General features: G+C 54.0%; 14 protein-coding genes and 1 pseudogene. 6 read left to right on the top strand and 9 right to left on the bottom strand.

What is annotated here, in order from left to right:
* Window positions 1-37: 37 nt before the first annotated feature.
* A complete protein-coding gene (locus OZX67_RS00270; protein ID WP_277143053.1) occupies window positions 38-1,000 on the bottom strand; it encodes a glutamate ABC transporter substrate-binding protein in 963 nt (320 codons plus the stop codon).
* Between the two features lie 549 nt (window positions 1,001-1,549).
* On the bottom strand, window positions 1,550-1,978 hold the full coding sequence (locus tag OZX67_RS00265; RefSeq protein WP_277143051.1) for a DUF3073 domain-containing protein: 429 nt from the start codon (window positions 1,976-1,978) through the stop codon (window positions 1,550-1,552).
* Window positions 1,979-2,116: 138 nt separating this feature from the next.
* On the opposite strand from OZX67_RS00265, the gene trpS reads away from it, so the two are divergent.
* Window positions 2,117-3,226: a tryptophan--tRNA ligase gene (trpS, locus tag OZX67_RS00260; protein ID WP_277143048.1), complete on the top strand. Its 1,110-nt coding sequence runs from the start codon at window positions 2,117-2,119 to the stop codon at window positions 3,224-3,226.
* Between the two features lie 212 nt (window positions 3,227-3,438).
* Here the strand turns inward: trpS and OZX67_RS00255 are convergent, their stop codons facing one another.
* The 4 genes from OZX67_RS00255 to OZX67_RS00240 all read right to left on the bottom strand — a co-directional run bounded on the left by OZX67_RS00255 (window position 3,439) and on the right by OZX67_RS00240 (window position 8,978).
* The gene (locus tag OZX67_RS00255) at window positions 3,439-4,992 is read right to left on the bottom strand and encodes an ATP-binding protein (protein WP_277143046.1); all 1,554 of its coding nucleotides are present in this window, start codon (window positions 4,990-4,992) and stop codon (window positions 3,439-3,441) included.
* A gap of 393 nt (window positions 4,993-5,385) precedes the next feature.
* Window positions 5,386-6,228 carry a hypothetical protein gene (locus tag OZX67_RS00250; RefSeq protein ID WP_277143044.1) on the bottom strand — a complete coding sequence of 281 codons (843 nt, stop codon included), beginning with the start codon at window positions 6,226-6,228 and terminating at the stop codon, window positions 5,386-5,388.
* Between the two features lie 158 nt (window positions 6,229-6,386).
* Entirely contained in the window at window positions 6,387-6,890 is a 504-nt protein-coding gene (locus OZX67_RS00245; protein WP_277143042.1) for a hypothetical protein, read from the bottom strand.
* Window positions 6,891-6,965: 75 nt separating this feature from the next.
* Window positions 6,966-8,978: a threonine/serine exporter family protein gene (locus OZX67_RS00240; protein WP_277145092.1), complete on the bottom strand. Its 2,013-nt coding sequence runs from the start codon at window positions 8,976-8,978 to the stop codon at window positions 6,966-6,968.
* Window positions 8,979-10,117: 1,139 nt separating this feature from the next.
* On the opposite strand from OZX67_RS00240, the gene OZX67_RS00235 reads away from it, so the two are divergent.
* The 3 genes from OZX67_RS00235 to OZX67_RS00225 all read left to right on the top strand — a co-directional run bounded on the left by OZX67_RS00235 (window position 10,118) and on the right by OZX67_RS00225 (window position 15,269).
* Window positions 10,118-12,979: a phosphoenolpyruvate carboxylase gene (locus OZX67_RS00235; RefSeq protein ID WP_277143041.1), complete on the top strand. Its 2,862-nt coding sequence runs from the start codon at window positions 10,118-10,120 to the stop codon at window positions 12,977-12,979.
* Window positions 12,980-13,191: 212 nt separating this feature from the next.
* Complete coding sequence (locus OZX67_RS00230) at window positions 13,192-13,542, top strand: DUF4143 domain-containing protein (protein ID WP_277143039.1); 351 nt, start codon at window positions 13,192-13,194, stop codon at window positions 13,540-13,542.
* A gap of 488 nt (window positions 13,543-14,030) precedes the next feature.
* Window positions 14,031-15,269, top strand: a complete 1,239-nt coding sequence (locus OZX67_RS00225; RefSeq protein ID WP_277143037.1) for a Fic family protein — start codon at window positions 14,031-14,033, stop codon at window positions 15,267-15,269.
* A gap of 109 nt (window positions 15,270-15,378) precedes the next feature.
* Here the strand turns inward: OZX67_RS00225 and OZX67_RS00220 are convergent, their stop codons facing one another.
* Complete coding sequence (locus tag OZX67_RS00220) at window positions 15,379-17,196, bottom strand: FAD-dependent oxidoreductase (RefSeq protein WP_277143036.1); 1,818 nt, start codon at window positions 17,194-17,196, stop codon at window positions 15,379-15,381.
* 40 nt (window positions 17,197-17,236) lie between these two features.
* Window positions 17,237-17,800, bottom strand: a complete 564-nt coding sequence (locus OZX67_RS00215; protein ID WP_277143034.1) for a redoxin domain-containing protein — start codon at window positions 17,798-17,800, stop codon at window positions 17,237-17,239.
* Window positions 17,801-18,523: 723 nt separating this feature from the next.
* Between OZX67_RS00215 and OZX67_RS00210 the strand changes: the two are divergent.
* Both OZX67_RS00210 and OZX67_RS00205 read left to right on the top strand, forming a co-directional pair.
* A pseudogene (locus tag OZX67_RS00210) lies at window positions 18,524-18,841 on the top strand (carbonic anhydrase); the annotation flags it as partial.
* 844 nt (window positions 18,842-19,685) lie between these two features.
* On the top strand, window positions 19,686-20,726 hold the full coding sequence (locus OZX67_RS00205) for an NAD(P)-dependent alcohol dehydrogenase (protein ID WP_277143032.1): 1,041 nt from the start codon (window positions 19,686-19,688) through the stop codon (window positions 20,724-20,726).
* Window positions 20,727-20,891: 165 nt separating this feature from the next.
* On the opposite strand, the gene OZX67_RS00200 is transcribed toward OZX67_RS00205, so the two are convergent.
* The gene (locus OZX67_RS00200; protein ID WP_277143031.1) at window positions 20,892-23,699 is read right to left on the bottom strand and encodes a leucine-rich repeat domain-containing protein; all 2,808 of its coding nucleotides are present in this window, start codon (window positions 23,697-23,699) and stop codon (window positions 20,892-20,894) included.
* Window positions 23,700-23,859 lie beyond the last annotated feature (160 nt).

Genomic DNA, 23,859 nt, shown 5'->3' with positions numbered 1-23,859 from the left:
TACCCTATTATGTGCCTACGCACGCACGAACCCTTGCTCACTCCTTGGTGATGGCGGGAGGCGTCGGCACCTTGGTAACGCCGGTACGATCGCCAACGGTGAGTTTCCAGAGCTTGGCCCATGTGCCATCAGCCTCGATCTTCTTGAGCCAGGCGTTGACGAATTCGGCACCGTCAGATCCCTTGGGCAGGCCGATACCATACTCGTCCTTGTCGCCGAAGGGCTTGCCGGCGAGCTTCAAGGCCTGTGGGTCCTTGGCAATGTCGCCGAGCACGAGCGACTCGTCGACCACGTAGGCGTCGATACGGCCCTGCTTGAGGGCCTGCACGAGCTCGGCGTCGGTCTGGAACTCCTGCGCGTTGGCCTTGGGCGCGAACTTCTTGACGACGGCCGGGCCGGTGGAACCAGCCTGCACGCCAACCTTCTTGCCCGCCAGGTCGGAGGCGGAATTGATGGTCTTGTTGGTGGACTTGACGAGAATCGCCTGCTGGCTGGTGAGATAGGGACCGGCGAAATCGATCTTCTGCTGGCGCGCCGGATTGATCGAATACGTGGCGAAAACCGTGTTGACGGTGCCGTTTTGTAAAACGGCCTCACGAGTGGAGGAGTCAACCACACTCACCGAGGTCTTCGCGTCACCCAGGATGTAGCGGGCAAGCAACTGGGAGAGGCCTGCGTCGAAACCACGCACCTTGTTGTCGTCAGGGCTTTGCAGCGAGAACAACGCCGAGGACTTCACACCGCCGACTTTCAGCACGCCCTGCTCCTTGACAGCTTTGGCCCACTTGTTGGCATTGACGGTGGAGCCGCTCGCCACCTCGCCGGAATTCACGAGCTTGTCGTAGGCCTTGGTATCGAGCGGCTTGCCCGTGGCCTGCGCTGACGGGCTATTGGCCGGCACGGAACTGGTGCCACCGCAGCCCGAAAGCGCGATGCCCAATGCGGCCACTGTTGCCAGCAAGCCAACCGTTACCTTTTTCCTGGATTTTGAAAGCACCATGTGCCCTCCTCGATTCTTTCCTTATCGTTTATCGTCGCAGAACCGGCGCATCCACACCAATCTGCCACATATACCCCTTCAGAGCGCGACGCCCACCACCCGTTCGTCATCAACTCGATTTCATTGTGCTTCACTTCGCTTGGATTGGCTCGGTTTCGCTGGATTCAGGAGAGAAATGACTGGTGTCGTACCCCAGTTGTGGTTCAAGTCTAAACGCTGCGGCTGCGTCAATCTAAGAAAAAAATTTCAAAAGATATCGTGAATACTTATGACGCTTCATCGAATGGTTGCAATCACAGTCAAACCCGCGTGCAATCGCCCCCGCAACGGAAGTTACAGCACTTAGCCATCAGCGAATTGCAGAGATGCTACAGGGCCAATAAGAGGCTGAACGAAACCGATAAGAGGATATCCTGATATTCCCGATATTGCTCGTCCCAGATTTCGTCGAAGTCGCTAAAGTCTCTCGAATACAAAAAGATCCGCGCGCCAACGAAAATTTGGTCACGCGGAAATACCAAGCCTACTGTTGCTGTTTCAGCTCTGCTTTCAGGCCTCGCTGGCTTTAGGCTTGGGCTTGCGCAGGGCGCTGGGAATAGGCATGTGAATCGGCTTATGCGGCTTGGGCATCGGCGCTTTTTTGGTGCTAGCGCTGGAAGCGGACGCGGGCTTTGCGCTGTCGCCACCAGCCGCTTTTGCCGCAGCTTCCGCGGCCCACTTGGCATAGTCGTCCAAATCATCGTCGGCGACCGGCGAATCCTCATGCTCGTCTACAACGTCGGTATTCGTGTCTTCATCGGACCTGCCATGAGCCCGTGAATATTCCTTCTCAACCTCAGTGAACGGATCCGCCGCTCCACTGCCCGGTTCCTGCGCGCCAAGCTCCTTTGCCAGCTCGTCATAATCGGTATCGGTTGTCAAATACTTCAGCTTACGGGCCATTTTCTTTTGTTTAGCCTTCTGACGTCCGCGGCCCATTTGACCCCCTGAATATCCTGTATTTGCATTAATCCATCAATATGTAGGATACCACCCAATCCGTCACGTTTCATTGTCGGCTCAGACTTTTACCATAAAAACAAGATTTTCAACGTTTCCAGACATTAAGGGCAGGTCATGGCGGACATACAAAACGGCGCGGAAAACGAACAGGTCACTGCGGCAGGCAACGAGATAAGTGCGAGCTTTGTCGAGGCGAAGAAGCGTTCTGACGCGGTTTTGGCGAAACTTGAGAAGAACCCAGGCAAGTTCACCATGCTCACCGGCGACCGTCCGACCGGACGCCTGCACCTCGGCCACTATTTCGGCTCGATCCGCGAGCGTGTCGCGATGCAGAACAAAGGCGTGCACACCAACGTGCTCATCGCCGACTACCAGGTCATCACCGACCGCGACACCACCGAGCACATCCAGGACAACACGCTGAACATGGTTCTGGACTATCTCGCCGCCGGCATCGACCCGAACAAGACCATGATTTTCGCGCATTCCGCGATTCCCTGCGAAAACCAGCTGATGCTGCCGTTCTTGTCTTTGGTCACCGAAGCCGAATTGCTGCGCAACCCGACCGTCAAAGCCGAGGCCGAGGCGAGCGGCCACGCGCTGACCGGGCTTTTGCTGACCTACCCCGTCCATCAGGCCTGCGACATCCTCTTCTGCAAGGCCAACGTCGTGCCGATCGGCAAGGACAACCTGCCGCACGTCGAGATCACACGCACCATCGCACGCCGCTTCAACGAACGTTACGCCAAGAAGAATCCCGTCTTCCCCGAGCCGACGGCCATTCTTTCCGATGCGCCCGAGATTCCGGGGCTCGACGGCCGCAAAATGAGCAAGTCCTATGGCAACTCCATCATGCTCGGCGCCACCGCGGAGGAGACCGCCAAGCTCATCAAGAAGAGCCCAACCGATTCCGAACGCCGTATTACATTTGATCCGGTCAACCGTCCTCAGGTTTCGGCGCTGCTGACCACCGCCGGTTTGGTTACCAACCGCGACCCGAAGGATATCGCCGAGGAAATCGGCGACGCCGGGGCCGGAGCCTTGAAACAGTACGTCATCAAGTCCGTCAACGAATTCTTGGCCCCGCACCGCGAGCGCCGCGCCGAGCTGGCCCAAGACATGGAAACCATCCGCGACATCATCCACGACGGCAACCGCCGCGCCAACGAAATCGCCGAGGAAACCCTCGACCAGGTTCGCGAAGCCATGGGCATGAAGTACTAAGTCCATTGTGTTTGCGACGCCTAGCACTTCATCCGCGTCGCAAACACAATCCCACTTTGCAAATATGACGGATATAGTCCTCATTGTGTCGCATCCGCAATCATTCATTGCAATCGCGACGAATTTGGGCTGATTACCGTCACATTCGCAATAAAACCTGATTCATTGCCATAAAATCTTGGAGTCTCGCACCCACTTTTATCCTGCTTTTGCTATTCGACAGTCCGATAGGTCTGCTTGCTACTGTTCGGTTTCCCGGGAATCCCCAACGTCAACTTGCCCTCGCGTACCAGCGGATTCACATATCGTTGCATGGTATACCCACTGCCCAAACCGACAAATCCCGAAAGTTCCTTACGAGTACGCGGTATATGACAATATTCAAGTATTGCTTCGGGATTACGATGAGAATCCTTTTCTTGCAATCGCTGCACTGCGGTCATAAAACCACCATTCTGAGTGTCCAAATATGAAGAAGTGCCTATTCCTTTCGGAAGGTCAAAAACCCCTGTTCCTCTACGACTAAGGTTTCTTGCCAGATCCTCGTTCTTCGACAATCTCAGAATCGCTCGAAACTCACCATTCTTGCTTTCAAATTCCGGAGCCGGCAAACCGGCAGCTTCGGTCAAGTAACGAACAGCTGGGATTCCGGAATAACGGTTCTCCGTTAATCCCATAATTTCCATCGTATTCGCGATAACCGGGTTTCTGGTGTCCGGTTGCGCTTTTCCGAGTTTATCCACCGTCATACGCCCGTACAAGCCTCCAGGATTAGTGACAACCAAACGATCGGCAAAAATCTGCAACTGGATTGGCATACCTTGGGTATGGATGCTGTAATCCCTATGAACTAGAGCATTGAGAATCAACTCACGAACAGCATCCAACGGATATTGTGGCCGATCAACCCGTTGTCCTTCTTTGGTGATTGTGACGGATACCTTTATATTTTTCCGCACAAAATCCATTGCCCCTTGCAGTTGCTGGTCAAGCGTGCCATCAATCCTCTGATTATCAACAAAACGTTCGCCAGAAACCCCAACCTCTCCAATTTCAGTTCCTGGCAACGTAGTCGCAATAATGTCAAGCTGAGGTAAGAAAGCCTGAGGGTATTCTCCCAATACCAACATGCCAGCGAGTGTCGGCACCCCATCTTCAGTCATCCCCATGAGATCAAGAATTCGGGAATTATCAAGCTTCGCCAGATTTGGTCTGCCTTCAACCAGTTTCGCTTTATATTCCATCAATTTTACGGTCGAAAAATCCTCTATCCCAGCTCTTTCAACCGGACGCAATTCGTCTTCATACTTCTTGCGGAACGCCTCATAACCGTAAATCTCATTCTCATCCATCGGCTCATCGGCGTCGCCTACACGGACATACGAACCTTTGTAACGTCCCTTACTTGCATAAAAACATGGGCGCTCAGAGACATCGAGCGAGGGAATTTCAGCACTGACAACTGTTTTGTCACCAATATTACAAAGGGTAAAAACCGCGCGGACTTTAGGCCGCATCTGATTGCATTGCTCAGTGACACGTTTTTGCAAATCTTGCGCATCATAGACACCACAGACCGCATAATCTTCCTTCTCATCGATTCCAAAGACGATAGTCCCACCAGCATCCTGATTTGAAAAACTCGATAACGTGTCATAAAGATGCGTCGGACAGCCAGATCTTGCGGCTTTAAGCTCAATCGTTGATGATTCAGCTTTTGCTTTTTGGATTTTTTTGACCAAACTTTGCAATTCGATTTCTATCACGACAATCCTTTGCTCAAATTTATCAAATTCTTATTATCAATTTATCAAATTTATAAAAGTTTATCAAATTTTACATGTACTTTATCAAATTCGATTCTTGCGAATTTAAATCTTACAAAGATTCTAAGAATTTTAAAGCATATTCTATGAATCTTATTAAGAATTCTTAGAATTTCTATAAACGTTATTGAAGTTCTGCCACTGAAAAAAGACGAAACACATTTCTACCCATCTTGACAATAAGAATGAGCGCGAATCGAAAATCAAAACGAAGCTTTCTCAACTCGATAATTTAACGACATATACTTAGCCATAAGAGACACAGAAGTCCGCACCGGCGCAGAAACAGGATTGTTGTGGTTGCTGTCGCCGTTCTCGTCGCCATCGCGACAATCAGCCATTCTGCGAATTACCCCGGCCGGTATTCGGGTTGTTGGGGTTGTTGGGGTTGTTGGGATTATTCGGATTATTCGGATTATTGCCGTTAGGGCTACTTGGGTAATTCGGGCTGCTCGGATAATTAGGGGAATTCGGGTTGCCTGAGTTATTCGGGGTAGTCGGATAATTCCGATAATCGGGATAATTGAGATTATACGAACGACTGGGATAGTTTGCGTTAATGGGGTAATCGGGGTAATTCAGATTCCCCGGGTTATTCGGATAATTAGCATTATTGGGGTAATTCGGATTATTCCTGTTATTGTAGCCATTCGGGTTATAAGGATAATTCCGGTGATTCACGTTGTTCCCGTTATTCCCGTTACCCGAAACTTTTCCCACTTTGCCGAATATCCAACAAACAATGCCAAGGGTGATGCCGCAATATACCGCTCCTTGAATGAAACCCATCCCCAGACTTGTCTTCGGGGACATCCCAACGCCAATCACAACTACCATTCCCCCAACACCGAAAGTGTGCGCGTAATGCAGCATCGCTTGCCTGCACATCCTGGCGAAGAAAACAGATTGATCAGAGGGCTTCAGACTATGAATCCAGTCTTTTTGCCTCCGCCACTCCTGATAAATGTAAACGAGGAGAACCACCACCACGATAATGGCGGTGTTCCAAGATGCTATCCACTCTATGATATTCCACGGGATAAAATCCAAATTGGCGAAATTAGAACCTATCGGCGGAGCCATGTTGGTAGCAAGAAACTTGGCATAAACGTAGGGAACAGAGGATAATCCACAAAGCAACTTGCCGAGCCCCAACACAAGTAGATTCATGGCCATGCCCATTCCTCGTCAAATGAATTACCGATAAAAATTAAACTTCATTGTATATGGTACTCAATCAGCCTCATACGTCGTATCGCCCGACCTTTTGATGAATCCGAGGGCCAATGCGGCAATCTTTTTAACCGGCACCAACGGAACCTTGTTTCACCGTTCTACGAACTGTGTCGCCCGGGCTTTATGCCGCTGGTATCCGGCACTTTGCCGAATATCCAGCAACCGATACCAAGTGTTATGCCGCAATATATCGCCCCTTGAAGGAAGCCCATTCCCGAGCTCGACTTCTTCCACATCCCGACGATAATCACTGCCGCAAACTCCAGCACACCAAACGAGTATGCATAACTCAGCATCGCCCGACGGAACAACTGCGCAAAGAACGAAAACCTGCCATATTGCAGACGACGGATTTCCTTTCTCTCCACATAGCACTCACAGCAAATGTAGATGAACAGAACCACCACCATCACGGTCCAGGTAGTCCAAAACATGTCCCATTCCTTGCCGTCGATCGGGAAGAAATCCGGCTGAGCGAGATTGGAACCGGGAGGCGGAGAATCGCGGCCCTCGTAGGCCATAGGACGATTGGCCACATAACCATTGACAACAGACGAGAATCCGCTGAGCAGCCAACCGGATTGCGATAACAATGGGCCCATATCCGCGCACTCTCCTCTCATTCATTGAGTCAAAGCATCATTGTATTCACCATTGTACGGAACCAACGGCCGGCCTCACACGTCGTAGCGCCAGGACTTGTCGGTGATGACGCGGGCCATCGCCAGGCCGATGGGCAGGCAGAGGATGACCATGAAAGCGCGGAAGGCCCAGTCCAACGCGTTGAGGGTGTCGAACTGGCCGAGGTAGAACATCGCGCGGTACATATAGAGGCCGGGCACCATGATGACGATGGCCGGGACGGTCAGGCAGATGCGTGGGTAGCCGAGATAGGGCGGGAGAAAGCCGTGGCGCACCGACGAGCGCCAAGCCGAAGCGAGCAGGCCGGCGAGCATCGCACCCAAGAACGCGGCAGCTTCTGGCGGCATGCCCATATCAACGATCGTCAGGCGCAGGGTGTCGGTGATGGCGCCGATGAAAGCTGCCGTGAAGCACATGCGTTGCGGCGAATTGAAGAGGACCGAGAAGCCCCAGACCCCGCCGAACGCGCAGAGCGCGCGCAGAGCGGTATTGACCCACGGATTGAGGCCGAGGGGTTCGAAGCCCTGCGGATTGAGGTGGACGATGGCCGCCACCATCCATCCGGCGAGCGTGGCCATCAGGATGATCGCCATGGTGTAGACCAAACGCTGGATGCCGCTGGGCAGATCCATTTTCGCGATGTCAAGGCCGCCGGTAATCAGCGGGAATCCGGGGATGACGAAGAGCATTGCGCCGATGTAGGCCGTGTCGTGTCGAAGCGCGACAGGGTCAAAGAACCCAATCAGACGCAACGTCCCGATGCAGGCGAACGCAGCCACCGCAACGGCTACGAACGTGACGAAGAACTGGTTCAAATGGTAGATGAAAAGCCGCCGACGAACCCAGTGGCCGATGCCCGCGCCCACGAACGCACCGATCATGTCGAACGGGCCGCCACCAAGCAGGAAAACGAAGCACGCGCACGCCACAGCCGACGCGAGGCCCGAGAACCATGGCGCGTATAGCGGCTTGCGGTGCTGAATGAGGCTCAGGCGCTCATGTGCTTGCCGGACGGTGATGCCGCGACTGGCTTTTGCAGTAGCAGAGGCTTTCGATTTGGCTTGGGATTGGGAATTCGTCGATTTTGTCGCAGCAGGAGGATTTGCAGCGTTGACATTTATATTACTTACATAGCCGACGTTTCCATTTTCGCCATTACCGACATCAGCACTAGCGGAATTCCCATTGAGGATATTGCCGCCATCAGTGCCAGCGGAATTATCGGATACTTTGGTTTTACTGACATTCGCGGAATCATTGAAAACGCGACCGGAATTGCCTCTTTTGCCGTCACTCACCGTAAACTTGTCGTCTCGAACCGCCGACTTCGAAATCGCCGTATTAACGTGAGACTGATTACCAACCTGACCTTGCACCTGTGCCGCATCGCCCTGCGACTGACCGCCGACCTGGCTTTGAGCCAGCGCGGCATCGGCCTTGGCTTGAGTCTCTGCGGCCGCAGCCTGCTCGGCGGCGACGTCCTCGCGCGTCTTGCCGATATGCTCGAAATGCTTGGCATACTGGCCTTTTGGCGGACGGAAGCCACGCTTTTTGGCACGCTTGACGGCCTTTTCGTGGACACGTTTACGCTTTTCAAGCTCACGGTGGGCCTTTTGCGTAGCCGACAGTAGAGAACGCTGGGCATCCGGGTTGTCGAGCTGTTGCACCATTTCGGCCGAAACCGCAGGCTGGGCATGATAGGTGGTTCCCGGCTCGCCGATATTGACGCTGAACCAGTCCGCAAAATGCTCAAGCAGCCAAATGCGCTCAGTATTGACTCCAGTTGTCGGCAAATCGACAACCTGCGTGATCCTGCTGACACCGTCGCTGCACGACACGTCCATGTCGGTAAGATTGATGTTCGCGCGAACGTGGACGCCAAGCGGATATCCGATACGATGCATCAGCTCATGAATACGGAAGCTTCCGGTTCCCGCGCGCAAATCCAGCAACCCGACTCGTGCGATAATGCTGGCTTTCGCCGCGATGCCCGCATCAACCACCGGCGTATCCCAATCGCGTTCGATATCGGCGGTGTCCAATGGCATGTAATGGGTCAATCGGTCGTGGACCTTGGCCCGATGGTCACCGCGAGCGCCGGAACCGGCCACATCGCCGCCGTCGCCGTAATCGCCGCCACCGCTGCCGTCGCCAATCGAAGCCACCGCTTCGGCCACGCGCCGGTATTCCTCGGAATCGGATTCATCCAAATCTCCAAAGATGTCTTCAAGCCCGGAATCGCCCTCAACAGCGTCCTCGTCGTCGCTGCTGTTCACCGTCTTCTCGATGTCTTCGGCCACCGCCTCCATGCCGGTTTCCTCTTTCGCGACTTTACCTAAATTTTCACGGTCACTCACGTTTCCCCTATCGCTTTCCGCAGCTTCTCGGCCCATTGCATCATCCGCACCAACGTTGTTGTCAGCCGAATCCATATCGTTCATCGTCATAATCGACTTCCCCTCATCGCCTTCCGGCGTCATCTCGCCATCTTCTCAAGCGTCACTCATTTCTCAAGCCGCAATAAGCCGAGTTCTCTGCACTCACGCTTCATTGGAATCTAAGAGATGTTGATAAACCATATAAAATCCGGCATATCCGATACATCATTTCTAGCACGCTGCCTCTAAATTATTCGCAGTAATGCCGCACAATGATTGTTGCGTAAACGAACTAAATTCTTATTTCGTATCAGCAATTACTAAATTATTAAACTTGCCTAATATCGTTGATTTAAAGCCAGAATCATGCCTCTGCATCATCGCATCTTACATTTTGCACCAGTTTGATTGTGCATTTTACACCGTTTTCATATTACATTTTGCACCAAGTTTGATAAGACATTACAGAGTCTCGCCAACCCCAAACTGCCAACTCAGGAAATGAAAACGGTCCAACTGACGGAAATGCAATCCCAGAAATCCTGATATATCAACGAAAACAACCGATTCTTGCCGGCACGTCATGAAATCGCCAAACTCGACCACGTACCCACGTAACGCAACCAATCCGTCCGCAATATGGCCATTGCTGAATTTCGTTACGTAAATGTCGATTAGGTCACCCTACAATCGAACAGGACTCGCCAAGCAATGGCTTTGGGTTCGCAACAGATGGCACCACAACCGCGGAGGAGCCGCGGAATGCCAACAGATCGAACAACCGGACGCTTGGTTTGAAGGAGGTCTGCATGGCTAAGAATACCAAGAATCAGCCAGACAATAATCAACCAATCACGCAGCCTGATGCCGCACTGTTCACTTCCGGAGTAGGGACCAAGGGCCCCGAGGAACGTGATCTCCCCCAAACGCTAAAAGACGATCTCGCACTCTGCCTTGAAATTCTGCGCACCGTGCTCGGGGAGTACGACAAGGATCTGCTCTCCACATTCGATACCGTCCGCGACTACGCCGTCAAGGCGAGCGCCGAACACTATGCGGAGACCATCGGCAAGGAACACCCCAAGGAAGACAACCTCGAAAAGGCCGAAAAGGTCATCGACGCCCTGAACGTCCACCAGGCGCAACTGCTCGCGCGCGCGCTCACCACCTACTTCCATCTGGCGAATCTCTGCGAGGAGAACTACCGCGTCTCCGTGCTGCACAAGCGCGAATCGAACGTGGGCGAGGACGCTGCCACCGATCCGGTCAACGAACTGACAGGCGCCTACCACCAGCTCATCAACGAGATGGGCCCGGCGAAGGCCAAGAAGCTTTTGAACAAACTCGAGTTTCATCCCGTCTTCACCGCGCACCCCACCGAGGCCCGCCGCAAGGCCGTCGAAGGCAAGATCCGCAGAATCGCAACGCTTTTGAGCGCCGGAAAACTGCTGGGCGGGTCCGACAAGAAGGAAAACTACCGTCGTCTCTATAACGAGATCGACGCGCTTTTCCGCACCTCACCGATCGGCGCCAAGAAGCCGACACCGGTTGAGGAAGCCGACACCATCATCGACATTTTCGACAACACATTGTTCGACACCATTCCCCAGGTCTACCGCCGCTTCGACGATTGGATCCTCGGCGACCAGGCCGGAATCGCGGAACCGCAGTGCCCCGCGTTCTTCCATCCCGGTTCCTGGATCGGCACCGACCGCGACGGCAACCCGAACGTCACCGCCAAAGTCAGCCGCGCCGTCGCCCGCAAGTTCAGCGATCACGCCATCGAGGCACTTGAAAAGGCGACCCGTACCGCCGGCACGAACCTTACGATGGAAGCCGTCACCACGCCTCCGAGCGACGAACTTGTCACCCTTTGGAACCGTCAGAAGGAGATGAGCGAGCGTCTGACCGACAAGGCCGCCGCTACGTCCTCGCACGAGATGCACCGCGCGGTCATGCTGGTCATGGCCGACCGTTTGCATTACACTGTGGTGCGCGACGCCGACCTGATGTACAAGAGCTGCGATGATTTCATCGCCGACCTCAAGATCGTGCAGCGTTCGTTGGCAGATGCCGGCGATAGACGCGCGGCTTACGGACCCGTTCAGGACGTCATCTGGAAGGCGCAAACCTTCGGATTCCACCTCGTCGAGACGGAATTCCGCCAGCATTCGCTCGTTCACACCCGCGCTTTGGAGGATATCCGCGAGCACGGCCTGCACGGCGAACGCGGCGAGCTGCAGCCGATGACCCACGAAGTGCTCGATACCTTCCGCGCCCTCGGCGCCATCCAGAAGCGCAACGGCCAGAAGGCCGCCCGCCGTTACATCATCTCGTTCACCAAGTCCGCGCAGAACATCCGCGACGTCTACGAACTCAACCGCATGGCGTTCTCGAACCCCGAGGATGTGCCGACCATCGATGTCATTCCGCTCTTCGAGCAGCTGCAGGACCTGCAGAACTGCGTCGACGTGCTTGACGAAATGATCAAGATTCCTGAGGTGCAGGCCCGCCTGAAGGCCACCGGCGGCAAACTTGAGGTCATGCTCGGCTACTCGGATTCCTCCAAGGACGCCGGCCCGACCACCGCAACGCTCGCGCTGCATTCAGCACAGGGACGCATCGCGGAATGGGCCAAGAAGAACAATATCGACCTGACGCTCTTCCACGGACGCGGCGGCGCTGTCGGTCGTGGCGGCGGCCCCGCGAACCGCGCAGTGCTCGCGCAGCCGAAGGGTTCTGTCAACTGCCGCTTCAAGCTCACTGAACAGGGCGAGAGCATCTTCGCTCGCTACGGCAACCAGGCGCTGGCCATCCGCCACGTCGAGTCCGTTGCTGCCGCGATTTTGCTGCAGTCGGCCCCGAGCATGGAGAAGACCAACACCGAGATGACCAAAAAGTATTGGGGCATGGCTGAAAAGCTCGACGAATCGGCTCACAACCGCTTCCTCGATCTGATCAACGCCCCGGACTTCGCTCCGTGGTTCTCCACGGTGACGCCGCTAACCGAAATCGGCCTGCTGCCGATCGGCTCCCGCCCGGCCAAGCGCGGCCTCGGCGCCAAGTCGCTCGATGACCTGCGTACGATTCCTTGGGTCTTCTCCTGGGCTCAGGCTCGCATCAACCTCGCCGCCTGGTACGGCTTGGGAACCGCGTGCGAAGATTTCGGCGACCTCAAGACGCTACGCAGCGCCTACAAGGAATGGCCGGTATTCTCCACGTTCATCGACAATATCGAGATGTCGCTGGCCAAGACCGACGAGCGCATCGCCAAGATGTACTTGGCGTTGGGCGACCGCGATGACCTGCGCGACAAGGTCTTGAACGAGATGGAACTGACCCGCAAGTGGGTGCTTGCCATCGTCGGCGACCAGTGGCCGCTGCAGCATCGCCACGTGCTCGGCCAGGCTGTCCGCGTGCGTTCACCGTACGTCGATATCCTTTCCGTCATCCAGGTGCTTGCCCTGCGCAGCCAGCGCGAACTGCAGAAGAAGCAGGACGCGGAAGCCGCCAAGGCGAAGGCCAACGGCGAGGCTCCTGCAGCGGGTGCCGTCGCTCCCAAGAAGACAGATAACGATGAGCTGGCCCGCGACCAACAGCGCGGCGGCTTCACCTACCTCATCCTCTGCACGGTCTCCGGCGTCGCCGCCGGCCTGCAGAACACCGGCTGATTCTATAAGCTGACCCGTTAGGAAAACGCCGCAGACGTTTGCGAATCGTTATTGATTCGGTATTCGTCTGTGGCGTTTTCCTATGCCTTGTCTCCATCTCAAATCAGTGAAAATGTGTAAGCAATCGCCCAAAATAGCAGTGAAAGTGTGCAAAAACCATCAAAAAGTACCATGAAAGTGTGCATAAACAGACCTAAAATACCTGTGAAAGTGTGCAGTATAAGCCTAAGAACCGCAGAATAACAAGGGAACGACAACTGACGGCGAAACTTGCCGAGCAACTCGCTTGCCAGGAACTCGTCGCGGCGGGTTTCAGGCCAGATTACTGGACCGATACCAACGCCACCCACGAACTCGACTTCGTCACCCAGCTCGCCGACAAAGTCGTGCCGATCGAGGTAAAAGCCGGCACGAACCTCACCGCCGCCAGGCTCAAATACGCGATGAAGAAGTTCGATTTGCCAACCGCAGTCCGTTTCTCGTCGCTAGCCCCGCGTCACGACGGTGCCATCTACGATTTGCCGCTGTATGCGGTCAGCACGGTAAGTAAGTTTGGGGAATAGCATAAAATCACAAATTTTATTGATTAAAATGCATAATTTTAAGCGCTTATTTAAGCAAATCACTATTGCTCAAAACCGTTGATTTTCCGACGATTCTAAGCCTCTACTCCACAATTAACATAGGTGCTACTACCCAATTAACATAAATTTTATTCCGAAATTTGCATAAATATTCAGTTCGAATCAACAACAAAAACACCGAATAAGTTCACTTCATTGAGCAACTTTCAAACCGCTTTACCGCCTTTCTACTTGTCGCTTTTGCATAAAATCGACAGATAAAAAGCTAATTCGACAATTTTAAAGTGCGAAAAGCACCAAAATCACTCTTTAGCGCCTTAAAATTCTTCCGCTAAAACACGAAATCAGTCAAAATCGCTGCTTAGCACATCAAAATTGACACTCTAAAGTGCGAAAATGGCCAAAATCGTCATTTAGAGGTATCATTTAAGCCACCTAAATGATGATTTTGAGAGAAATCGGTATTTATGAAATATAACGATATCGCCACTACGTTTCACATGGCTTCAATATCAGAAGAGCCTGCAAAATTTGCTGAAAAAGAATATAGAAATCGTCTAGAACTCCCCTCAACTTTTAAAACAAATATCATACTGGAAGGTTCTCATTCAGTTTTCGCCGTATTGTTTCGTGAATCCATTATGCTGATCAGCGATATACTCCATCGTGAATCCCATGTAGATGGCATCTGGCAGCAACTCCCTGGTGTCGCGCGTAAGGCTTATCTCAGCGATTTGCTAACTGAAGAGTTACTCAGCACCAATCTCATGGAAGGCGTGCAATCAACGAGGCAGGAAGTAAGCGCCGCCCTGCAATCTGTCGATAAGCCATCCTCGCATACCAGATTTAGTGAATTCGCAAAATTGTACACAGGGCTCAACAGCAAAGATGCCTTGCAATTGCCGGAATCGCTTGTCGATATACGCGATATTTACGACAAAGTTGTACAAGGCGAATTGGATGAAGGCACGGAACCGGACGGCGAATTATTCCGCAAAGATCAAGTCTATATTCATGACATATCCACAGGCCGTGAAATCCATCGTGGTCTGCCTTCAGAAATAAGCATCCAAACAGCACTCACTCAGATGTTGATTTTCATGCACAAAGAAAATATTCCGTCATTAGTAAAAGCAATTATCTGTCACTATGCCTTCGAATACATTCATCCTTTTTATGACGGCAACGGTAGAACCGGAAGGTTCCTATTGGCGTTACAGCTTCGAGAACATCTATCCGCGCCTACGGCATTATCGTTAAGTCCGGTAATCGCTGGAAACAAACAAATCTACTATAAGGCGTTTGAGAATGCCGAAAATCCGCTGAATTGTTCCGAACTCTCGTTCTTTGTGTATCAGATGCTGCAATTTATACAAATCGCGCAGAAACAACTTGAGGATAGTTTACAAGAAAAGGATTATGCTTTAGGCAATGCCTCAAGAGCTGCAGCCGAATTTGCCGAACAAAACCATCTAGATAAAACATCCGATGCCATACTCAGTATGTTAATCCAACAACGTTTATTCCATGAGCAGTCACCAGAATTGACTCGAACTGTATTCGCACGATATGAGGGTGTTGGTCAAGTGAAAATTCGCACGAAACTCCAATCACTCATAGAAAAGGGCTTGGTGTCAACCGTCGGCAAAAGGCCGATATATTATGAACTTTCCGATAAAGCCTGCGAATTATTCGGCATTGTCTGACAGGAAAGATTCGATAGCTTTCCCATATAAATTTGTTTATTCCACAACGTATATAAAAAGACCTCCGCCGGAATCAGCCGGGGAGGTCTTGAGAATGGTAGGTTATTCGCTACGCTTCGTCGATGAGATCCAGCATTTGCGGGACCGTCTTCTTGCCGAACTCGATCTTTTGCGAGGTCGTGCCGTCAGGCGCGGTCTTGTTGACGACGATGCAGGGGACGCTCATCGCGCCGTACTGGCTCTGCAGCTCGGGGAAGTGCGAGATGTCGTATGCCTCGGCCTTCACGTTCGGGTTGTCGGCGGCGATGCGCTGCGAAGAGAGCACCGTGGTCGGGCACATCGTGCAGGTCAGCGAGACCAAAACCATCACATCGGTGGTGCCGCCGTCCGCGTCGAGCTTCTCGATGCGCTGCTGGGTATCGTTGTCGACGGACTGGCCGGGGCCGGCCGCGTTGTATAGCGCCAACACGAACGAGTTGAACTCGTGGCCGCTGGGAACCCCGTGGAACGCAAGTCCGGTAGGCCGCAGCTTGCCGCTCGCATCCACCTTGCACAGGCGGACACAAGGACGAGCCATCGGCATCACGCCTTCGACGTCGAACTTGGCACGGCCTTCCGCGTCTTCCTCGCCGTCAGCTGGTTCAGGCGCGACAACCGAAGTAAGTTTGCCGCCGCTTAATCCGACAAGTTCTTCAATGAAACCCTTGAGCTCCTGCGAAAGCTTGGTCTTGTCAAGCGAGAGCTCCAGCACCAGCGGTTGGCTCATACGGCCGAAGACCACATCGAGCTGCTTGCGAATGGCGTCGTCGAAGAACCCGGAGGTCTTGACAGGACCAGCGGCCTGGCCGGCAGCACCAGCGGCATCAGGCGCAGCAGCCGGAGCCGGGGAAGTGCCGGAATTCGCGGCTTTCCTAGCCTCTTCGGCCTCACGCTTTTCGTAATTCGAGCTGGTCGGGCGAGGCGGCACAAGACCGGTCTTCTCACTCAAATCCTTGGCGTAGCGCTCAAGTTCCACACCTGCGACGGCTCCGTCGGAAACTGCGGTGACCACCTGGCGCAGATTCTTCTCACGCAGGTCGCCGGCAGCGTACACCCCGGCGGCGGAAGTCTCGAGATAATCGTGCGTGATGACGTAGCCGTGATCGTCAAGATCGATGACGCCTTTCAGGATGTCGGTCTGCGGCACATAACCCGCAAAGACAAAAACACCGAAGTTCTTGCTCTTGCTCGGCTTCCATTCCGTGTCCTCGCCGGTTTTGCGGTTGTGGAACACAGCACTTACCAGGCCACCTTCGCCTGCCGAAACCGACTTCATCTCGGTGTTGTAGTGAATCTCGATATTCTGGTCGTTCTTGGCCTCGTTGGAGACGGAGGCATCGCAGGTGAAATCGTCGCCGCGCACCAGAATCGTGACCTTGCTGGCATATTTGGTGAGGAAAACGGATTCCTCAGCCGCGGAAAAGCCGCCGCCAACGACAACGACCTCCATGCCGTTGAAGAATTCGCCATCGCAGGTCGCGCAATAGGAAATGCCGCGACCGGCGTATTCGGCCTCTCCTTGGAAGCCGATCTTACGGGGGTTCGCGCCCGTAGCCACCAGAATACCGAAGGTTTTCAGGTCGCCGCGGTTGGTGTGAACGGTCTTGATATCTCCGTGAACGTCAATTCCGGTGGCTTCGGCCGCCATGAACTCAGCACCGAAATCCTCGGCTTGCTGGCGCATGGTTTCGGTCAATGTGCGACCGTCCGTTTTGGCGATGCCAGGATAATTGACCACTTCATTGGTGATGGTGATCTGGCCGCCATACTCTTCCTTTTCAAGGATAAGCACGCGATACCGCGCACGCGCGAGATAGAGACCGGCGGTAAGACCTGCCGGACCTCCGCCAATAACCACTACGTCGTACAAATCGTCTTGTTGCTTCATGGTTTCCTTTAGTACAGCCGTACAGGAATACAGGCAGGAATCAGAGCTGGCCGACAAGGTCGAGGCTCGGGGCGATGGTCTCGTCACCCGGCTCCCACTTGGCGGGGCAGACCTGGTCTCCGTGCTCGTAAACGAACTGAGAGGCCTCGACGCGGCGCAGGATCTCTTCCGCGTTGCGGCCGACGTTGGAGGAGATGACCTCGTAGGCCACAACCTTGCCTTCAGGGCTCAGGATGAAATCGCCGCGCTCGGCCTGGCCGTTGACCTCGTCATAGCTGTCGAGATCGCGGGAAAGCGTGTTGGTGGGGTCGGCGACCATCGGGAACTGGATCTTCGCGATCTTCTCGTTGGCCTCGTGCCAAGCCTTGTGGACGAATTCGGTGTCGTGGGAGACGCCGTAGATCTCACAGCCGGCCTTCTTGAAGTCCTCATAGTGATCGGCAAGATCTTCGAGCTCGGTGGGGCAGACGAAGCTGAAATCGTTGGGATAGAAGAAAATCAGGGACCAGTGGCCGAGCACATCCGCCTTGGTGAGCTTGCTGAACTCGTTGTTCTGATAAATGTTGGCCGTGAAATCGGTCAATTCATGCTGAAGCATGGTCATAGTTTGTACCCCTTTATCTTGAAAACCAAATGCTATACGTCCGCACGCGACTCTGGCCTTTATGTGTTCCGCTTGACGCCCTCTACGAACGTTCGTAACCATAACCCAGCACCTTCAGGAGCGCCTGTGGAACCGTTTATCGCCGTGACTTCAATATCGTAACGCCGGAAACCCCAATATCGACAGTTGCGATGCGCCTAAAGGCACTTCTTTTCGTGAACCGCAATAAACATCGGTTTATAAGACACATTATCACTATAAATGTTTAATAATTAGACAAATTGTATTTATTGCGAAAATAAAATACGAATTATTAACATTTATTTTGTTCGGTTTAATTATCTTATAAATAAATACATCCATTTTCGACGTCACATAGGTGTTCGAATCCGATAATTTTCAGAAATACCGAAACTCACAAAGTGACGCGGCGGAAGGGTAACGTTAGACGCAAACAACTTTTGCTTGTCGGGCGCTCTCGCTTGGAAGGAAACCTCAATGACAGACGATTCGCAATTTAACGACGACGCACGTTCCGGCCAAAACAATTACGTACGCTCTTGTCGAAGCGATGATCAACACTCCGGCCGAGCGGGACAATCCAACCAAGGCGCAGACGGCAATGCCGGCTCGAACGACAATTCAAATATCAAATCGGGCGCAGAATCGCGAAGCGACGACCCGAATTCAGCGGAATCCACGGCCAACGCAACCTGGAGCCGCATGCTGCAGGGCAACTCGCGCTTCGCTTCCGGCCAGGCCGAGCACCCTTGGCAGGACAGGGAGACCCGCGAATCGCTGATCGACGGGCAACACCCGGATGCCGCCGTGCTTTCCTGTTCGGATTCGCGCGTACCGCCGGAAATCATCTTCGACCAAGGCTTGGGAGACATGTTCACCCTGCGCACCGCCGGACAGACGCTGGACGATGCCGTCATCGCCTCGCTGGAATACGCCGTGACGCATCTGGGCGTGAGCATTTTGGTGGTGCTCGGGCACCAACATTGCGGTGCGGTCGCGAGCGCCGTCGCTGAACTCGACGCACTTGCTTCCGGCGCGGGTATCGACCTAGGAGCCGCCTTCGCAGCAGAGGTCACCGATTCGGAAATGATCGACCCGGCGGCCGCGGACGATGCCGAAGATTCTTGGGGTTCCGCCGATTCAGACAATGGCCCCGCCCCCACCGGGATAAATCATGAAGCTGCAAACGACCCTGCCGATTCCGATGATTCCGGATTCGCTGCACGTGAAACCGCACGTACCGGAATGGACGCCGACGACGTGTTCGACAAGATGGAGGAGCTGGTCGCTGCTTCGGAATCCGTGCTCGTACGCTCGGTCGGAGCCTCCGTTCTGGCCGCGCAGGAAGCCGCGTTGAGTGATACCGACGATTTCGAACGCGTCCACATCGCCCGCACCATCGAGGCTTTGGTCGACCGCTCGACGGTCATTCAGGAAGCGCTTGCCGCGCAACGCCTCTCCATCGTCGGCGCCCGCTACCAGCTGACCACCGGCAAGGTCGAGGTGCTTTCGTTCTGATTCCGCGATCTCTTTTGATTTTAAAAGCAAAAGAGAAGCAAATGGCAGGCAAAAGGATTATCGTTGTGATCCCAACGTTTCTAGAGCTTCAGGCCGCGCAAAGCAATCAACGGAGCAAAAGAAAATCGGGGGACCAGCTGAGAAAACGTACTTTTACTTTTGCCTTGAGTCGCTGAACGTCTCCCTAATGCCAGAGCCAACGCGGACTGGCCTACGACCGTTTAACCGGCGAAACAACGAAAATCTCCGATATTATATTGCGATAAATATCAGCCTCTTCTATAATCCTGATTCTATTATCTATATTGGTTATCGCTGATGTTGAAACCTATAGAAAGGCAGAACGATGAAGGCTGTGGTTCTTGAGAAAAAGGGTGTCATCAACGTCCGCGACGTCGCGGATGTGGGGACGCCGGGGCCCGGTGAGCTGAAGATTGCGCCCCATAGCGTCGGCATCTGCGGTTCCGACGTCCACTACTATACGCACGGGCGCGTCGGCAAGTATATCGTTAAGAAGCCGATGATTCTCGGGCACGAAGCCTCCGGCACCGTCTTGGAAGTCGGACCTGGAGTCAAAGGGTTCAGGCCCGGTGACCGCATCGCGATGGAACCCGGCATCCCCGACATGAACTCGCGCGCCACCAAGCTCGGTCTCTACAACATCGACCCGAGCGTGCGCTTCTTCGCCACCCCGCCGGTCGACGGCTGCCTGTGTGACGACGTGATTCACCCGGCCGCTTTCACGTATAAGCTACCGGACAACATGACTTACGAAGAGGGCGCTCTGCTTGAACCGCTTTCCGTAGGTCTGTGGGCCGCGACGAAGGCTGCAATCAAGCCAGGAGACATCGGCGTGGTCACCGGTGCCGGCACCGCCTGCATGCTCACCGCGGCTTGCGCGCTTGCAGGCGGTTGCTCGAAAGTCCTAATTTCCGACACTTCCGCGGTCAAGCTCGACATCGCCTCCAAGATCCCGGGAATCACTCCCGTTGATATCACCAAAGAGGACCTGCTTGAGCGCGTCAAGGAGGAGACCGACGGCTGGGGCGCCGACCGAGCATTCGAGGCGTCCGGCAACGTACGTTCGTATGACAACTTCTGGAAGCTCGGGGCCCCGGGCAACACCTCCGTAATTATCGGCATCCCGGCCGACGGCAAGGTTCCGATGGATATCACCGAGGTGCAGGCGCGCGAAACGCGAATCGAAAACGTGTTCCGTTATGCCAACGTCTATCAGAAGGCGATCGACCTGGTCTCGGCCGGCAAGATCAACCTCAAGCCCTTCATTTCCAAGGTCTACCCGATGGAGCAGGCCAAAGACGCGTTCGACCGCGTAGTCGAAGCCCATCCCGAGGATGTCAAGATCCAGATCCAGGTAGCCGAGTAGTTTTCAGCAATTCCACTCGCTTTTTACGGTCAAGAAACACGCATTGGGTATTTCCGTTTGCGCGTTTCTTGACTTTAAGAGGCTAGAAACCCAACGATTCCTGATCGCCACGTCACTGCACGACGGCACGCCATTACCAGAGGCACATCACTGACCAGCGCCACATCACCGCCCGGCGGCACGTTTCCTCAATAACCCGCTGGCCAAAGCCACGCACAACGCGATAACCGCGAGTGCACCGCGCCACAAATCGTCCCGGTACGAAGCGCCGGTAAGCGGCAGCGCGACCGCCAGCTCCTGCCATTTGGCGGCCAATGTCACGTCTTTGGTCACCGCGGTATTGACGAAATCGAAGGAGTCGCCTGCGTGGCATACCCCAGCAACGTCAGCGGCGCAGGTCCAACTCATGAAACGATAGCCGTCACGAGAAGGCTTCGAAGTCGGGACCGCGATTTTGTAGCCGCTATACACCTGCACTGAAGGCAGCTGGCCGGAAGGCAACGTGCCTCCATCAGGGTCGAACGTGACCGTATGCTGCGCGACTGCGTAGGGCTCGGTGATGGTGCCCGAAAAGTTTCCGATGGTGTTGGGCAATTGCGCATCCGCGTCGAACGTCTGGGTCAGGTCTTTCGGCGAATCATCATTGTTGTACTGCATCGGGCCATCCCACGTCAGCTGCCGGTGTTCGGCATCGAATCGGGCGCCAGGGGTGGTGGAGTGGATGGATGTCGAATCGACGGCCGCGCCGGCAACCGATCCGTCGGCCGCTTTCTTCAGCGTCACCGCCGTCAGCATCGACAGCCCCGGATCAGCAATTCCTTGCGGTAAGGTCACGTCCTGCTTGTCGGCACAGAAGCTGGAACTACCGACATCGCAACTTTTGCTGGTGCCGCCACTCAAGGCCGCGAGATTCTTCAGCGACGAAATATCGAGGATATGGTTGCTGCCAATATAAAGCATCTCCAGTTTCGTCAATCCAGCCAAGGGCGACACGTCCGAAATATCGTTGTGATGCAACCACAATTGCTTGAGACTGGTTACATCGCGCAAGGAACTGATGTCGCTGATCCCGTTGTGGGATAATCCAAGGATACCCAACCAGTGAAAATGCGCATCGTCGATGACGCTGATATCTTTGATATTATTGTTGTCCAGATACAGCGCATATATTCCCGTCAACGACGTCAGCGAAGTGATGGATTCGATTTGGTTGTGCTGAAGCTTCAGCGTACTCAAAGTGGTCAGCTTCGCCAAAGGCCGCACATCGACAATCCTATTGTCATTCAGATCCAGCTCTTTAAGGTTGGTCAATTCCACAGTAGGCGTTGAAATCAGGCCTGAGAGATCAGAAATCTGGTTGTGGTCCAGATACAAGGTTGTCAGAAGCGTTAATCCGGAAAGATTGCTTACATCAGCAATGCCATTATTATTCATGTTCAAGGTCTGCAAATCCGACAACCCAGAAAGGCTACTCAAATCGGAAATACTATTGTCAGCCAAATATAAGGTTGTCAAGTTCGTCAATCCGGAAAGATTACCCAGGTCGGAAATCCCATCGCCATTCGCGAAGAGGTTATTCATTTTACCCAGATATTTCAGCTGGTGCAAATCACGGCTGTGCTCATTAAGCGTGTGCCCGGAAACGTTGCTGATATGCAATCGCCCCAAGCCTGTGAGCGTCTGCAAGCCGTCCAGCTCGGAGATGTTCAGCGGGGTATCGTCCAGCTCGTGCCCTTGTGCTGTGTTGTAGTTCAGATTGCCGAAAAACAGCGCGTCACGCAGCGTCCAGATATCCGTGGTTTGGTGAGCGTCGGTCGCCTGCGCCGCATCGACCACCGTTTGCGCCAATACCGGGTCGGGGAAACAGGTAGCGACCGTATCAATACCCATGACACACTTGTGGTCGTTCCCATCTAACGTGTCCTCATAACCCCACAGCGCCCATACCGTCTCGTTACTGTTGATTGGTGCCGATGAATCGAACGCATTCATCTCGCCTTCACCGCTAGCATCCCCGCTGTCTTTGCTCACGCCCCAGCCCATGAATTTAATCCCCTGATTATAAGGAACCGGTGGCGTTGGGGGTGTGGACGTACCACCCGGGGATACTGTATCCGTTTTCAGCGTTATCGCCGAGCCGGCAATGCCGTGGGAATCCATCTGCGTATTGAACGTCACCGTATAGGAGGTTGGGGTCTCCCCGTCCCTCACCCATACGGCATACATCGTCTGGGAACTTTCCGGCATCGTCAACGTGCCCACCACATGAGCTTCGGCGTCCGAAAGCGTGTCGAACGGCGCCAGTTTCGTCGTCGACCAGCCCACGAATTTCATACCGTCTCGGGTCGGTTCGTTGACCTGATAATCGCCTGCAGAACCGGTCGGCAAAGTAATCGTCTCGCCGGAAGCATGTTGGGACGAGCAAGCCTGGGCCCCGTTTCCAGCTTCCATTTTGGCCGGTAACGTTCCGCCCTGTAAAGTTTTAGCCGACACCGTTCTTGTCGACAACGTTTTAGGCGAAAACGTTTTAGCCGCTGACGTTTCAGTGCCGCCATTCGCATCGTACGTCAGCGGATAGGTTACGTTGAAATTGGCATTATTGACGGCATGCTTGACACCACGATCTGGCGAATCGACGCCTACGGACGGGGCGCGATTCCCTGTTTGTGAAGCCCACTGCCGCAAGTCCGGGAAAACGCTATGTCGCAAGTCCTGCTGCTGCAAGCCCGTAAAAACTGTATGCTGGGCGTATTTTGCTGCGGAACCGAAACTGAACGTATCCCTGGTTTTCTGAGAGGCCGACGACGCATTCTCCTTCTGCGAAACCGAAACCGATGACGCTGCCTCCGCAGCCGCACCATTCGCGGACCTGTCGAAAACAGACTTCTGCTGGAAAGCGACGGCGACCACGCCAAGGCATAGAACAAGCAGCATCAAAACCATGGCAATCCACAACCACTTATGCGTCCGCATCCGCACGATAACCCCCTTCCAGCGGCATGGCACATCGCGCCCCAATTGTGTGCTCAACGCACGTAACCACTCGCAATGCCAGCATTCACTGAAATCATGCAGTCAAACGATTGTTCTTAGAAAACAATCCCCCAATCGCAAATTATTGTATTATATGCCG

It is taken from the genome of Bifidobacterium sp. ESL0728, from assembly GCF_029392015.1.
Lineage (GTDB): Bacteria > Actinomycetota > Actinomycetes > Actinomycetales > Bifidobacteriaceae > Bifidobacterium.
The sequence above is the reverse complement of the archived record's forward strand: the minus strand, read 5'-3'. Positions and strand labels throughout refer to the sequence as shown.